Origin of the sequence: Microbacterium sp. NPDC055910 (genome assembly GCF_042271185.1) — a bacterium.
GTDB lineage: Bacteria > Actinomycetota > Actinomycetes > Actinomycetales > Microbacteriaceae > Microbacterium.
Map to the genome: position 1 here is coordinate 90,339 of NZ_JBHJZS010000006.1, position 13,137 is coordinate 103,475.

Annotated in this window: 15 protein-coding genes; 7 read left to right on the plus strand and 8 right to left on the minus strand. The window is 69.6% G+C overall.

The window, feature by feature from the left end; translation table 11 throughout:
• Nucleotides 1–19 precede the first annotated feature (19 nt).
• The 3 genes from ACFC3F_RS04795 to ACFC3F_RS04805 all read right to left on the minus strand — a co-directional run bounded on the left by ACFC3F_RS04795 (nucleotide 20) and on the right by ACFC3F_RS04805 (nucleotide 1,774).
• A complete protein-coding gene (locus ACFC3F_RS04795) occupies nucleotides 20–1,213 on the minus strand; it encodes a saccharopine dehydrogenase family protein (RefSeq protein WP_376127217.1) in 1,194 nt (397 codons plus the stop codon).
• A gap of 4 nt (nucleotides 1,214–1,217) precedes the next feature.
• On the minus strand, nucleotides 1,218–1,439 hold the full coding sequence (locus ACFC3F_RS04800; protein ID WP_376127219.1) for a DUF2188 domain-containing protein: 222 nt from the start codon (nucleotides 1,437–1,439) through the stop codon (nucleotides 1,218–1,220).
• A gap of 86 nt (nucleotides 1,440–1,525) precedes the next feature.
• Nucleotides 1,526–1,774, minus strand: coding sequence for a DUF4287 domain-containing protein (locus ACFC3F_RS04805; RefSeq protein WP_376127221.1), 249 nt, complete (start codon nucleotides 1,772–1,774; stop codon nucleotides 1,526–1,528).
• Nucleotides 1,775–1,804: 30 nt separating this feature from the next.
• On the opposite strand from ACFC3F_RS04805, the gene ACFC3F_RS04810 reads away from it, so the two are divergent.
• Complete coding sequence (locus ACFC3F_RS04810) at nucleotides 1,805–2,122, plus strand: YchJ family protein (RefSeq protein WP_376127223.1); 318 nt, start codon at nucleotides 1,805–1,807, stop codon at nucleotides 2,120–2,122.
• A 52-nt stretch (nucleotides 2,123–2,174) separates the two neighbouring features.
• On the opposite strand, the gene ACFC3F_RS04815 is transcribed toward ACFC3F_RS04810, so the two are convergent.
• Complete coding sequence (locus ACFC3F_RS04815; protein ID WP_376127225.1) at nucleotides 2,175–2,378, minus strand: cold-shock protein; 204 nt, start codon at nucleotides 2,376–2,378, stop codon at nucleotides 2,175–2,177.
• A 540-nt stretch (nucleotides 2,379–2,918) separates the two neighbouring features.
• Here ACFC3F_RS04815 and ACFC3F_RS04820 point away from each other — a divergent pair.
• Nucleotides 2,919–3,653: a hypothetical protein gene (locus ACFC3F_RS04820; protein ID WP_376127227.1), complete on the plus strand. Its 735-nt coding sequence runs from the start codon at nucleotides 2,919–2,921 to the stop codon at nucleotides 3,651–3,653.
• A gap of 8 nt (nucleotides 3,654–3,661) precedes the next feature.
• On the opposite strand, the gene ACFC3F_RS04825 is transcribed toward ACFC3F_RS04820, so the two are convergent.
• The gene (locus ACFC3F_RS04825; RefSeq protein WP_376127228.1) at nucleotides 3,662–4,237 is read right to left on the minus strand and encodes a TetR/AcrR family transcriptional regulator; all 576 of its coding nucleotides are present in this window, start codon (nucleotides 4,235–4,237) and stop codon (nucleotides 3,662–3,664) included.
• A gap of 74 nt (nucleotides 4,238–4,311) precedes the next feature.
• On the opposite strand from ACFC3F_RS04825, the gene ACFC3F_RS04830 reads away from it, so the two are divergent.
• Both ACFC3F_RS04830 and ACFC3F_RS04835 read left to right on the plus strand, forming a co-directional pair.
• A complete protein-coding gene (locus ACFC3F_RS04830) occupies nucleotides 4,312–6,810 on the plus strand; it encodes an MMPL family transporter (protein ID WP_376127230.1) in 2,499 nt (832 codons plus the stop codon).
• On the plus strand, nucleotides 6,807–7,277 hold the full coding sequence (locus ACFC3F_RS04835) for a GNAT family N-acetyltransferase (RefSeq protein ID WP_376127232.1): 471 nt from the start codon (nucleotides 6,807–6,809) through the stop codon (nucleotides 7,275–7,277). Before ACFC3F_RS04830 ends, ACFC3F_RS04835 begins: the two co-directional genes overlap by 4 nt.
• A gap of 3 nt (nucleotides 7,278–7,280) precedes the next feature.
• Here the strand turns inward: ACFC3F_RS04835 and ACFC3F_RS04840 are convergent, their stop codons facing one another.
• Nucleotides 7,281–7,829, minus strand: a complete 549-nt coding sequence (locus ACFC3F_RS04840; protein ID WP_376127234.1) for a type 1 glutamine amidotransferase domain-containing protein — start codon at nucleotides 7,827–7,829, stop codon at nucleotides 7,281–7,283.
• A 247-nt stretch (nucleotides 7,830–8,076) separates the two neighbouring features.
• Between ACFC3F_RS04840 and ACFC3F_RS04845 the strand changes: the two genes are divergently transcribed.
• The gene (locus ACFC3F_RS04845) at nucleotides 8,077–8,622 is read left to right on the plus strand and encodes a hypothetical protein (protein ID WP_376127235.1); all 546 of its coding nucleotides are present in this window, start codon (nucleotides 8,077–8,079) and stop codon (nucleotides 8,620–8,622) included.
• A gap of 22 nt (nucleotides 8,623–8,644) precedes the next feature.
• On the opposite strand, the gene ACFC3F_RS04850 is transcribed toward ACFC3F_RS04845, so the two are convergent.
• Entirely contained in the window at nucleotides 8,645–10,156 is a 1,512-nt protein-coding gene (locus ACFC3F_RS04850; protein WP_376127237.1) for a DHA2 family efflux MFS transporter permease subunit, read from the minus strand.
• A 118-nt stretch (nucleotides 10,157–10,274) separates the two neighbouring features.
• Here ACFC3F_RS04850 and ACFC3F_RS04855 point away from each other — a divergent pair, with 118 nt between their 5' ends.
• Nucleotides 10,275–10,913: a DUF1345 domain-containing protein gene (locus ACFC3F_RS04855; protein WP_376127238.1), complete on the plus strand. Its 639-nt coding sequence runs from the start codon at nucleotides 10,275–10,277 to the stop codon at nucleotides 10,911–10,913.
• A 9-nt stretch (nucleotides 10,914–10,922) separates the two neighbouring features.
• On the opposite strand, the gene ACFC3F_RS04860 is transcribed toward ACFC3F_RS04855, so the two are convergent.
• Nucleotides 10,923–11,138, minus strand: coding sequence for a hypothetical protein (locus tag ACFC3F_RS04860; protein ID WP_376127240.1), 216 nt, complete (start codon nucleotides 11,136–11,138; stop codon nucleotides 10,923–10,925).
• 55 nt (nucleotides 11,139–11,193) lie between these two features.
• Here ACFC3F_RS04860 and ACFC3F_RS04865 point away from each other — a divergent pair, with 55 nt between their 5' ends.
• On the plus strand, nucleotides 11,194–13,125 hold the full coding sequence (locus tag ACFC3F_RS04865; RefSeq protein WP_376127272.1) for an ABC transporter ATP-binding protein: 1,932 nt from the start codon (nucleotides 11,194–11,196) through the stop codon (nucleotides 13,123–13,125).
• Nucleotides 13,126–13,137: the final 12 nt, after the last annotated feature.

A 13,137-nucleotide genomic window follows, 5' to 3' on the forward strand; every position in this document is an offset into this window, starting at 1 on the left:
GACATCCTCGTGGCGACGCTCAGCGCAGCGACTCGACCGACACGGTGAAGCGATGTGCCCGCAGACGCTCCACGAGGTGGTCGCCCATCGCGACCATGGGGGTGAGCACGCTGGCACGATCGGGAAGATCATCGGATGCCAGGCTCAGCGCCGATTCGCCGAGCATGACGCCCGTGCCGCTGTATCCCGGATCCAACGGTGCCGCCACCCGAGCACGCACCGGTTCGCCGTCGACGGGGTACACGTCGACCTCGATGGTGAACCGCCCGCGCTCGATCGCTTCGTCGTCCGGTCCGGTCCCCGGAGCCGGGAGCACCCGATCCAGCAGTGCCCGCGTCGGCGGGAACGACAGCGCGCCGACGAGACCCGCCGTGCCTGCAGCGATGCCGGCTGCACGGATCGCGCCCGGAACGCCACGGCCGGTGGCGACGACCTCGCGATACCTCATGAGCTGGCCGTAGCTCCACCCCGTGAGGTAGTTCGAGCGCTGCACGATCTGCTGGTTGTACGCGCCCATGACGAACGGTGCCTGCCATGAGGCTCCGACTCTGGACGCGCCGCTCGAGGACGGACGCGGCAGACGAACCGCGGGGCCGGGCGTGAGGGCATAGGGATCCGCGACGATGCGGCGAGCCGCGGCATCCGACTGCGCTTCCTTCATCTGCTGTCGCAGGGAGTCGATCGTGCCCCCGCTGACACCGCCGCGCAGCGAACGCACCCGCACCGTGGCCTCGACGATCGGTATGCCGCCTGCCGCTGCGTGAGCGATCCCCAGTCCGAGGTCGGACGGAACGGAATCGAAACCGCACGAGTGCACGATCCGCGCGCCGCTCGCCTCGGCGGCCGCGTGATTGTGTTCGATGCTGCGCGCGACGAAGATGCTCTCGCCCGACAGGTCGGCGTATGACGTGCCCGCGCGGGCGCAGGCGGCAGCGACCTCGACTCCGTAGCGCAGGTACGGTCCCACCGTCGTGGCGACGACCGACGTCGACGCCGCGAGCCGCGCAACGGCCGCGTCGTCCGCCGTGTCGACTTCGACGATCGGCCATTTGACGCCGAGGTCGCGCTTCAGCGCGTTCAGACGCTCGCGCGACCGGCCCGCGACGGCGATGCGGACGCCCGGTGGAGCAGAGTGCGCGAGGTGGCGGGCCGTGAAGCGCCCGACGAAGCCGGTCGCTCCGAGCAGGACGACGTCATGTTCGCGGTCGCCCATCCGTCTACGGCCGCTCGTCGCCGTGCTGCGGGTCGGTGATCGCCCCCGTGGGCTCGGCGTCCTCGACGTCGTGCGACCAGCCGAGGCGGTCTGCGACCGCTCGACCCTCGTCGACGGCCTCTTCACGGCTTGTGTAGCTGCGCGACAGGTCGGGGTGCCCCTCGACGATGTTCTCCCACTGCCCGCGGTTGGAACGGGTGATGACGGTGCGCGTGTTCTCGGTCACAGGTCCTCCCATCGCACGCGTTCAGCCTGCGCGAACTGCCGCCCGAGCGCGAGGGGGTTGACGCGACCGTGTCCGCTCGCCGCTGATCAGCCGGCCAGCTGGGCCTTCGCATAGGCGACGAGCGCGTTGGCGTGGCCATGGCCGAGGCCGTGTTCGGATTTCAGCCAGGCGACGACCTGCATGTGCGGCTTGTCATCGAGCCGGTCGGCGACGAGATCGAGCCATTCCTGGATCGGACGCCCATAGGTCTGCTCGATGCTCGGGAAGTACGAAGCGGGCCCCTTCACCTTCTCGCCGGGGGCCGGATCGGGCGCGGTCACGCGGTGTGCGGTCATGACCGACAGAGTATCGAGCAGGATGGTCGCATGTCCCGCGAACCCGAGACCGCCGAAGAACTGATGCGTTCGCGCTTCGACGCGTTCCGACGAGCGGATGCCGCGTGGCTGCGGCACACGTGGCATCCGTCCACCCGACCGGAGTCGCTGGACCTGGGCGACAATCCGCGCTGGCGCGGTCTGCAGATCATCGACACGGTCGCGGGCGGGCCGGGCGACCAGACGGGCATTGTCGAGTTCCGGGCGACGTATCTCGCCGACGAGGGCGGTGTCGGCGTGCTGCACGAGCGATCGCGCTTCGTGCGCGAGGGGGGACGCTGGTTCTATGTCGACGGTGACGTGGGGTGAATGGCACGAGGCCCGCCCCCGGGTAGGGGACGGGCCTCGTTGAACGCGTGGATCAGAGGGGACGGATGTTCGCCGCCTGCATGCCCTTGGGGCCACGCTCTGCGTCGAATTCGACCTTCTGGTCTTCGCGGAGCTCCTTGAAGCCATCGGCCGCGATCGCGCTGAAGTGAGCGAAAAGGTCGGCGGAGCCGTCATCGGGTGCGATGAACCCGTATCCCTTTTCGGAGTTGAACCATTTCACGGTGCCAGTGGCCATCGTGTCTTTCCTTTTACCATTCGGGCCGCCGGAGCGACCGGTTGTGCCGCGCCAACGAATGCGACGCGGACGGGGGTGCGGAGCCAGTCGCGTGTGCGACGGCTCCGGAGTGATGAGGGACGCCGCGACGGCGGCACGTGCACTGCTCTGCGTGCTGTGCACACCGAGGCTCTGGCCGCGGGCGCCGTGCGCGTGCACACCGCCGGATGTGGTGTCGGTGAAGCCGGCGTATTCTCCGGCGAATGTGGCGACGTGCACGCCGTCGTCGGCCTGACGCCACTGCGGCGTGGTGTCAGGCGCGAGGGCAGCAGTCGAAATGCTGTCGAACAAGAAGTGGTCCAAGCTTGCGAAAGGGTGAGAACCCGAAGCGCAGGTGATGATGAGATGAAGGGCCGGCGGGCCGCGAAGAGCGCGTTACAGCGATGCTTCTCCACTGTGAGAAGGTGGAACGGGTCGCGTGTGCCAGGCAGGATGGTCCGAGTGTAGCACGGCTTCGAACGGATGCTGGCATGGCGCGTCTCGTCCGCGCATGATGGGCGTGTGCTCGATGCGCAGGAGATCCGCGAGCTCGCCCGGCTGCGAGCTCGCGCGTACGCGCCCGACGGCGATCTGCGGGATGACCCGAGGGCCCTCGTCAGGCTGCAGCAGCTGGAGGACCGGGCGCACGCCGGGGACGCCGTCGTGCCCGATGCGGCGCCCGACCCGCCCTCCGGTGGGGTGCCGGCGCAGGAATCGCCCGTGTCTGCGCGCCGACGATGGCGGTTCGCCGCGATCCTCGTCGCGGTGGTGGCCGTCACCGCCGCTGTCTCGGCCGCCGTCGCGACGACCATCGCCGCGCCCGAGCCGGCAGATCCCGTGCGTTTCCAGACGATCGTGCAAGGGGAGGGGTGGCTCACCGACAGTACGAGCGCCGTCATCGACTGCCTCGAAGCAGACGCGTGGCAGGTGGAATGGGACGAAGCGACCGGCACGCTGGGCTTCACCGACGAGCGCGAAGGTCACGCCGCGGCCGTCAGGGCGTGCGCCGCGACGGTGCGTGCCGAATACGACGACCGCATCCGTGAGCTGCGCGGTCTGCGGTGGTACCCGGTCGAGATGCGCATCGCGAGCTGCCTGCGGGCGCAGGGCATCGACGTTCCCGAACTGCCGTCGCGGCGCGAGTTCGCGGCGCTCTACGACACCCCCGACGCGTGGACGGCGTACGGCTTCGTCACCGACCTGTCGCCCGAGGAATGGGGCCGCATCAGCGCGGCCTGCCCGCCGGACGCCGAGTGAGAGGCCGGTCAGGCCGGGCCCAGAGACGCCGCCACGAGACGGGCGGCATCGCCGGGAACCCGCGGGGCACGGCTCAGGGCCCGCAGGACCAGCGCGCCGGCGAGTGACTCGATGATCTCGTCGAAGGGTGCTGCCGGGGTGAGGTTCGGCGTCTGCCCGACGGCGGCCTCGAGTCTGCCGGCGAGCGCCTCGGACCCCGTGAGGCTGTCGCGCAGGCGCTTTCCGACCTCGGCGTTCTCGGCCGCCGCAGCCACGAGCGAGCGCAGCAGCCCCTCGCCCTGCGCGTGCTCGAGGAGAGACAGCACCTCATCGACCCAGGCGGTGAGGTCTGCCCTGATGTCTCCGGTGTCCGGCGGCGCGAGGCGATCGGGCAGCAGCATCCCCTCGAGCAGGCATTCGGCGACCAGGGCGCTCTTGGATCCCCACCACCGGTAGATCGTCTGCTTGCCGACGCCGGCGTCGGCGGCGATGCCCTCGATCGTGAGGTGGTCGTAGCCGCGCTGCGCGAACTGACGCGCCGTCGCGCGGAGGATCGCGAGCCGCGCCGCCTCGCTGCGCACGGGTCCGGTTCGCACACGGGTCATGCGCGTCATCCTACGGAGCATCGTCAAGACGAGACGGTGCGTATCATCTAAGGGACAACTCGAGAGGATGCCGCGTGGCTGAACTGCTGTATCGACTGGGGGCCTTCGCGTCCCGCCGCGCCTGGACCGTCATCACGGCGTGGCTCGTCATCATCGCCGTCGCCGTCGGGGGCTTCCTCATCGGGTTCAAGGGCTTGAGCTCGAGCTTCGACGTGCCGGGGACGGCATCGGGCGCCGTGCTGGAGGAGCTCGAAGAGCGTCTGCCCGAGTACGGCGGGGCATCGGGCACGGTCGTCTTCGCGACGGAGGACGGATCGGGGCTGACCGCCGGTCAGCGCGCGGCGATCAGCGACCTCGTCGCCTCGGCGGGCGGGCTCACCGACGTCACCGACGTCATCGACCCCTTCGACACCGAGCAGGAGCGCGCCGCCCGCGCCGCCGAGATCGCCGACGGACGCCAGCAGATCGCCGACGGACGGGCGCAGCTCGATGCGGGTCAGGCGCAGCTCGACGCCGGCGCGGGACAGCTCGATGACGCACAGGCGCAGCTCGACGCGGGGCGTGCACAGGCCGAGGCGGCGGGCTTCCCGACGGCCCAGCTCGACGCGCAGCAGCAGCTCCTCGACGAGCAGCGCGCCGTGCTCAGCGTCGAGCAGGAGAAGATCGACACGGGCCGCGCGGACCTCGACGCCGCCGAGACGCAGCTCGAGCGCGGAGCCGAGCTGCTGGCGCTCGCCGACGGCATCCGCGTCGTGTCGGAAGACGGCTCGACGGCGCTCGTCAACGTCGCATTCTCAGAGCCGCGGCTCGAACTGCAGGAGGAATCGAAGCAGGGGGTCATCGCGCACTTCGAGTCCGAGCCGATCGACGGCGTCGACGTGTCGTTCTCGACAGACATCTCGCAGGGGGTGCCCGAGATCCTCGGCGTCGGCGAGATCGTCGGTGTGGCGATCGCGGCGATCGTGCTCATCGTCATGCTCGGATCGCTCCTGGCGGCATCCTTCCCGATCGTCACGGCGATCGTCGGCGTCGCGATCGGGGCGCTGTCGACGCTCGCGTTCTCGGGCGCCGTGCAGATGGCCTCGGTCACGCCCGTGCTCGGCGTCATGCTGGGGCTCGCGGTCGGCATCGACTATTCGCTCTTCATCATCTATCGCCACCGCAAGCAGCTGCTGCAGGGGGTGGAGACGACCGATTCGATCGCGCTCGCGAACGGCACGGCCGGCAACGCCGTCGTCTTCGCCGGTGCCACGGTCGTCATCGCGCTCTTCGCGCTCAATGTCACCGGCATCCCGTTCCTCGGTCTCATGGGAACCGTCGGCGGTGTGAGCGTCGCGATCGCCGTGCTCATCGCCATCAGCCTCACCCCGGCGCTGCTCGGCCTCGCCGGTGAGCGGCTGCTCTCGCGGCGCGCTCGTGCCCGGATCGGCACCGCGGACGTCGTGTCCAAGCCCGTGCGGACGATGTCCACCGTGCGCGCCGTCCTGACCTCGCTCGTCGCGGTCGTCGTGCTCCTCATCGTCGCCGTGCCCGCACTGTCGATGAGGCTCGGACTGCCCGACGGCGCATCCGAGCCCGCCGGCTCGAGCGCCTATCGCGCGTTCACGGCGACCGAGGCCGCTTTCGGCGAGGGGGCGAATGGTCCGCTCCTCGTGACCGCTGTGCTTCCTGCAGACCTCGGCGACGACGAGATCCTCGAGCGTCAGCTCGACGTCGGCGCACTGCTCGCCGATCAGGACGACGTCGTGGCTGTCGCGCCGATCGCCGTCTCAGACGACGGCCGTCTCGCGGCGTTCCAGGTGGTGCCAGACGAGGGTCCGACGAGCCTGTCGACCGATGCCCTCGTGCGTGACCTGCGGGCACTCGACGTCGACGGCGAGCCGCTCGGCGTCGCGGGCCAGGCGGCGATCAACATCGACATCTCGGAGTCGCTGCAGGATGTGCTGCCGCTCTACCTGACGGTCGTCGTGGGGCTGTCGTTCCTCATCATGATCATGGTGTTCCGCTCGCTGCTCGTACCTCTCGTCGCGACGGGCGGGTTCATCCTGTCGCTGTTCGCGACGTTCGGCGCCATCACGGCGGTCTTCCAATGGGGCTGGGGCGCGGAGCTGTTCGGCATCCACAGCACCGGACCCGTGCTGAGCTTCCTGCCCGTTATCCTCGTCGGCATCCTGTTCGGTCTGGCGATGGACTACCAGCTGTTCCTCGCGACGGGGATGCGGGAGGCGTACGTGCACGGTTCGCCGGCACGCCTCGCCGTGGCGCAGGGCTTCCGGGCCGGTCGCAGCGTCGTGATCGCGGCGGGGCTCATCATGATCGCCGTCTTCTCGGGCTTCATCACGTCGGAGTCGACCATCATCAAGTCGATGGGCTTCGGCCTCGCGATCGGCGTGCTGCTGGACGCCTTCGTCGTGCGGCTCGTGCTCATGCCGGCCGTCATGCACCTGCTCGGCCGGTCGGCGTGGTGGCTGCCGGCGTGGCTGGATCGCGTCCTGCCGAACGTCGACGTCGAGGGCTCTGCGCTCGAGCGGTCGCACCCGCCGCACCACGCGGCGCCTACGATCGGGACATGACGTCGTTCCGCATCCGCCCCATCGCCGTCGACGACGCCGGTGAGGTGCTGACGCTGCAGCGTGCCGCGTTCGTGCAGGAGGCCCTCGTCTACGGCGACCCGCACATGCCCGCGCTGACGCAGACCCTCGATGAGCTGACAGCCGAGCTCGAAGAGAACCTCGGGTGCGTCGCCGTCGCCGGCACGCGTGTCGTCGGCGCCGCACGGGCGCGTGCCGACGGCGAGCTCCTTCTGGTCGGACGCATCGCGATCGCGCCCGACGTGCAGGGTGGGGGCGTCGGCTCGGCGGTGCTCGAAGCCGTCGAAGAGCGCGGTCGCGAGGTCGGATGCCGCGTGGCCGAGCTGTTCACCGGCTCGCTCAGCGAAGCGAACCTGCGCCTGTACGAACGTCTCGGCTACGTCGAGTCGGAGCGTGTGGAGCAGGGCGAGGGCATCGCCGAGGTGTACCTGCGCAAGAGTCTCGCGTAGGCGTCAGACAGTCTGGCCCTCGTGCGCGCCTTCGGCGACTTCTTCGAGGAGCTTCGCGTTGAAGGCGGGAAGGTCATCGGGGGTGCGGCTGGACACGAGGCCGCTGTCGACGACGACCTCTTCGTCGACCCAATCGGCACCGGCGTTGCGCAGATCGGTCTTGAGGCTCGGATAGCTCGTGATCGTGCGCCCGTCGACGACGCCCGCTTCGATGAGGATCCACGCGCCGTGACAGATGACGGCGACGGGCTTGTGCTGCTCGAAGAACGCTCGGGCGAAGGCGACGGAGTCCTCGTCCATGCGCAGATGGTCGGCGTTCACGACGCCGCCGGGTAGCACGAGAGCGTCGAAGTCCGAGGCTTCCGCGCTCGCGACGGGCAGATCGATCGTCTGCTCGTGGCCCTTCTTGCCCGAGACCGAGCCGTCGGCGGGCGAGACGAGGGTCGCCTGGCCGCCCTCGGTCGTGACCGCTTCCCAGGGTGACGTGAGCTCGCTGTCCTCGTAACCGTCCGTCAGCAGGAACGCGATCTTCTTGCCTGCGATGCGGGGCATGATGTCTCCATTCGTGTCGGTGGGTGCTTCTCCACGGTAGGCGGGCCGCGACAGGGGCCGGAGGGGCTTGCGTCCGCGCACGGCGCATGCCAATGCGCGGGTGCGACCCGGGATCGCGTGCGCGTGGGTAGCATGGACGCCATGACGACTTCGCCTCTCACCACGCCCACGACCGCTCAGCCCGACGACAAGAACCTGCTGACCGTGACCGACACCGCCGCCGGCAGCTGCTGCGGTGGCAGCAGCTGTGGCACCAACTGACGACACCGCCGTCGCACGTCCGGTCGTGACCGACCGTCGACTGCTCCGTCCCGGCGTCGCCCGGGTCATGCAGTCCGAAGAGGCTGTGTACGGGCTCATCCTCGTCTCGGGGATGATCGTCGTCAGCAACAGCCTGGTCGGCACGTCGCTCAACGCACTCATCACCGTCATCGTGACGGTTCTGGTGTTCTATGCGGCGCACATCTACGCCGGCACCCTCGCCCGCCTTGCGGCGACCGACGGCGTCGCCGGGTTCTTCCCCAGTCTGCGCGCCTCGGCACGGCATTCGCTCGGGATGCTGGTGGCCGCTGTTCCACCGCTGGTCATCCTGCTGCTGGGCGTCTGGCGCGTGTTCGAAGACGACACCGCCATCTGGACGGCGCTGTTCGTGGACACGGCCCTTCTCGGACTGCTCGGCTGGTTCGCCGTCTCACGCTGGACGAAGCACGTGTGGCCGCGCATCGTGAGCGCGCTCATCACGGCGGCGTTCGGGCTCGTCCTCGTCGCGCTGAAGGCGTTCATCCACCACTGACGCGGGAGCGGCTCCGCCCCGGTCAGTGTGCGGGCGGCACAGCGCCGATCTGATCGGCGGGCTTGCGCACGAGGAACGCTCCCACGAGGATCGGCAGCGCCACGATCGCCGCCGTCAGGAACGCCGCGCGCGCTCCCGCGGCACCTGCCGCGGTCGCTTCGACACCGTCGGCGACGGCGCCGGCGGTCACGCTCTCCATGATCGTGATGAGCAGCGCGATGCCGGCGGCTCCGGCCACCTGCTGCACCGTGCTGACGATCGCCGACCCGTACGAATAGAAGCGCGGCTCGAGCGAGCCCAGCGACGCCGTGAACAGCGGCGTGAACGACAGCGCGAGACCGATCGACAGGATCGTCTGGGCGACCGCGACGACCCAGATCGGGGTCGTCTCGGTGAGCGTCGTGAAGAACCACAGCAGACCCACGACCACGAACGCGCCGGGCACGAGCAGGACACGCGTGCCCCACCGGTCGTAGATGCGCCCGATGAACGGACCCGCGAAACCCATGGCGAGCGCCCCCGGAAGCACGACGAGACCCGTCTCGAGCGCCGAGATCCCCAGCACCCGCTGCATGTACAGCGGCAGCACCGTGATGACACCGAAGAAGGCGAGCGAGATCAGCAGCATCTGCCCGACCGAGAACGAGAAGTTCGCCGAGCGGAAGACGCGCAGATCCAGGAGCGCATCGTCGACGCGCTGCAGCAGCACCTGGCGCCAGATGAACAGGCCCAGCGCGACGACGCCGACCGACAGCGAGACGATGAGCGACACGGTCGAGACGGTGCTCGCCGCGGCGGCCTGGGCACCGCTGCCGTGGGCGCCCGCTCCGCCGATCTGGCTCAGCCCGTAGACGAGTCCGCCGAAGCCGAACGCCGAGAGGATGATCGAGAGGACATCGATCGGCGCGCGCGTCGTCTCGCCGAGATTGTGGATCCACCGCGCGCCGACCGCGAGGGACACCAGTGCGATGGGCAGCACGATGCCGAAGATCCACCGCCAGCCCACCGTGTCCAGCAGTAGGCCGGACATCGACGGGCCGATCGCGGGGGCCAGCGCCATGACGATCGAGACGCGCCCCATCATCCGGCCGCGCGAGTGCGGCGGCACGATCGTCATGAGCGTCGTCATGAGCAGCGGCATCATGATCGCCGTTCCCGACGCCTGCACGACGCGGGCGACGAGCAGCAGCTCGAAGCCCGGCGCGAGGAACGCGATGAGCGTTCCGCCCGAGAACAGCGACATCGCCGCGACGAAGATCGTGCGCGTCGTGAAGCGCCGCAGCAGGAACCCCGTGATCGGGATGACGACGGCCATCGTGAGCATGAACGCCGTCGTGAGCCACTGCGCCGCGAGCGCGGTGATGCCGAGGTCGTCGATGAGGTGCGGGATCGCGACACCCATCGTCGTCTCGTTGAGGATCGCGACGAAGGCCGCGCCCAGGAGCAGCCAGATGACGCGGCTCTCTTCGGGGCGAAGGATCGCGCCCGACGGCGCCGGCGCCGTCTTCATGGACGGCGCGGTGTCGGTGGCCATGCGGCACTCCTCGAGGTGGTGGGATAGCAGGGGAGAGAGACCGCCCTCGGGCGGAAAGCTTCCAGGATAACGGCGCGGTCCGACATCGCATTCCCGATGCGCATGGAAGCATTCGGATATGGCCGCTTCCGCCCCCTCCAGCATCGCGCTGCGCGCGGCCGTCGCGATCATCGTGGGCGTGGCCGTCTGCATCGCCGTCACGATGTGGCTCGGAATCGCGGCCGGCCTCGTCGCCGGTTGGGGAGCGCTCGCCCTCACCGCGAGCGTGTGGCTCGCGATCTTGATCTGGCCGATGGATGCCGCCACGACGCGTGCGCACGCCGTGACGGAGGACCCGGGTCGGCCGGTCGCCCGGATCGTCGCCGTCGTCGGGAGCATCGTCAGCCTGGGCGCGGTCGGGATCGTCCTGATCGAGACGGGCCGCTCACCCGAGCTGGAGTCGTACGCGCTGGCCGTGATCGCCGTGCTCAGCGTCGCGGCATCCTGGATGATCATCCAGATCGACTACACGCTGCGCCTCGCCCACATCTACTATTCGGAGCCCGTCGGCGGGATCGGCTTCAATCAGGAGGAGGACCCCTGCTACACGGATTTCGCGTACGTCGCGCTGTCGGTGGGCACGGGCTACCAGGTCGGTGACACGACGGTGCGCACGAACCAGCTGCGCCGCATCGTGATCGGCCAGACGCTCCTGGCCTACCTCTTCGGCGCCGTCATCATCGGCACCGTCGTCAACCTCGTGATCGATCTCGGCTGACGCGCGGAGTCATTCCTGCTCGAGGGACTCGTCTTCGACGGGCTTGTCCCACTGCTCGCTGCCGATCGCGTTCGTCGGGTGCGGCACCGGCTCGATCTCTTCGGCGATCGTCGGCGTGGGGCTGACGAGCTCCTCCTCGGGGATCGCCTTGAGCTGATCGATCTCTTCGCGCAGCTCAACGAGGTCTTCGCCGTCGGTGTGGGGGTTCTCGGGGGTCGAGGTCATGCAGCAAGCCTAGCCGGGGCTGTCGCATCCCCTCGTTAGGCTGACGCGCATGAGCATGGCTGGCGGACGCGGTGGGGGTGGAGGACGCCCCCTCGATTTCGCGGCCCAGAAGAAGCTCAATGCGCAGGCGCCGCGCGTCGCGCACCTGGGCCCGCGCATCGTCGCGCTCTTCCGCCCCTACCGGGGCCGCATCGTCGTCACGGCGGTGCTCGTGGTCATCGGCGCCGCGATCGCCGTGATCCCGCCGCTCATCGTGCAGCGCATCTTCGACGACGCGCTCTTCCCGGTCGACGGCGGCGCCCCCGACCTCGGGCTGCTCTGGCGACTCGTGCTCATCATGATCGGGCTGTTCCTGCTGTCGGCGGGCGTCGGCGTCGTGCAGACGTGGCTGACCTCGACGGTCGGCAACGCCGTGACGGGCGATCTGCGCGTGCGCCTGTTCGAGCACCTGCAGTCGATGGAGCTCGGCTTCTTCACGCGCACCAAGACCGGCGTCATCCAGTCGCGGCTGCAGAACGACGTCGGCGGCGTCGCCGGCGTGTTGACCAACACCGTCACGAGCATCCTCGGCAACGTCGTCACGGTCATCGCGTCGCTCGTCGCGATGATCCTCATCGACTGGCGCCTCACGATCGTCGCGGTCGTGCTCATGCCGTTCCTCATCATCGTGCAGCGCCGCGTCGGCCAGGTTCGCGCCCGCATCGCCGGCGAGACGCAGGAGTCGCTGTCCGAGCTGTCCGCCATCACGCAGGAGACCCTGAGCGTCTCGGGCATCCTCCTGTCGAAGTCGTTCAACCGTCAGCGCACCGAGTCGGCGCGCTACGCCGAGGAGAACCGCAACCAGGTCGTGCTGCAGGTGCGCCGCGCCATGAGCGGCCAGGGGTTCTTCGCCGTCGTGCAGGTGCTCATGTCGAGCGTGCCGGCCGTCATCTACCTCGTGTCGGGCTACTTCATCACGGGCGGCACCGACCTCATCACCGCCGGCACCGTCGTGGCGTTCACGACGGTGCAGGCCCGGCTGCTGCAGCCGCTCATGGGGCTCATGCGGGTCGCGCTCGACCTGCAGACCTCGCGCGCCCTCTTCGCCCGCATCTTCGAGTACCTCGACCTCGTGCCGGCGATCCGCGACGCGCCCGACGCCATCTCGGTCGCCGACGCTCCGGGACCTGCCGGACGCATCGAGTTCCGCGATGTCGTGTTCCGCTATCCGGATGCCGCGCCCGACGCGCGCCCGACGCTCGGCGGCGTCTCGTTCACGGTCGAGCCGGGGCAGCACGTCGCGTTCGTGGGTCCGTCGGGTGCCGGCAAGACGACGATCCTCTACCTGACGCCGCGCATGTACGAGGCATCCGGCGGTGACGTGCTCTTCGCGGGAGCCGATGTGCGGCGGCTGCGGCAGGAGTCGATCATCGACGACGTCGGCATCGTGTCGCAGGAGACCTACCTCTTCCACGCGACGATCCGCGAGAACCTGCGCTACGCCAAGCCCGACGCCACCGACGCCGAGCTCGAAGCGGCGTGCCGGGCCGCGAACATCCACCACGTCGTCGCGGGGTTCGAAGACGGCTACGACACCGTCGTGGGCGAGCGCGGATACCGCCTGTCCGGCGGTGAGAAGCAGCGCATCGCCATCGCGCGCGTGCTGCTGAAGGACCCGCCCGTGCTGCTGCTGGACGAAGCGACGTCGGCGTTGGACACCGTGTCCGAGCGCGTGGTGCAAGAGGCGCTGGATGCCGCGGCCCGGGGCCGCACGACGCTGTCCATCGCGCACCGGCTGTCGACCGTGATCGGCGCCGACGTCATCCACGTCGTCGAAGCGGGGCGCATCGTCGAATCGGGCACGCACGCCGAACTGCTCGCGGCCGGGGGACTGTACAGCGAGCTCGCGGCCGAGCAGATGGCGGCATCCCGCATTCTCGAGGCCGAAGGGTCCGACCCGCCCGCCGCGCTGCCCGACCGCCGTGCCGACCGGGCGCCCGACCGCTGATGCGTTCAGCGG

Excerpts from the sequence above, each read along its gene's own strand:
- ACFC3F_RS04810 (WP_376127223.1), top strand. The coding sequence starts at position 1,805 with ATGTCCCGCGAACCCGAGACCGCCGAAGAACTGATGCGTTCGCGCTTC.
- ACFC3F_RS04865 (WP_376127272.1), top strand. The coding sequence starts at position 11,194 with ATGGCTGGCGGACGCGGTGGGGGTGGAGGACGCCCCCTCGATTTCGCG.
- ACFC3F_RS04855 (WP_376127238.1), top strand. The coding sequence starts at position 10,275 with ATGGCCGCTTCCGCCCCCTCCAGCATCGCGCTGCGCGCGGCCGTCGCG.
- ACFC3F_RS04835 (WP_376127232.1), top strand. The coding sequence starts at position 6,807 with ATGACGTCGTTCCGCATCCGCCCCATCGCCGTCGACGACGCCGGTGAG.
- ACFC3F_RS04815 (WP_376127225.1), bottom strand. The coding sequence starts at position 2,378 with ATGGCCACTGGCACCGTGAAATGGTTCAACTCCGAAAAGGGATACGGG.
- ACFC3F_RS04850 (WP_376127237.1), bottom strand. The coding sequence starts at position 10,156 with ATGGCCACCGACACCGCGCCGTCCATGAAGACGGCGCCGGCGCCGTCG.
- ACFC3F_RS04840 (WP_376127234.1), bottom strand. The coding sequence starts at position 7,829 with ATGCCCCGCATCGCAGGCAAGAAGATCGCGTTCCTGCTGACGGACGGT.
- ACFC3F_RS04860 (WP_376127240.1), bottom strand. The coding sequence starts at position 11,138 with ATGACCTCGACCCCCGAGAACCCCCACACCGACGGCGAAGACCTCGTT.
- ACFC3F_RS04805 (WP_376127221.1), bottom strand. The coding sequence starts at position 1,774 with ATGACCGCACACCGCGTGACCGCGCCCGATCCGGCCCCCGGCGAGAAG.
- ACFC3F_RS04825 (WP_376127228.1), bottom strand. The coding sequence starts at position 4,237 with ATGACCCGTGTGCGAACCGGACCCGTGCGCAGCGAGGCGGCGCGGCTC.
- ACFC3F_RS04795 (WP_376127217.1), bottom strand. The coding sequence starts at position 1,213 with ATGGGCGACCGCGAACATGACGTCGTCCTGCTCGGAGCGACCGGCTTC.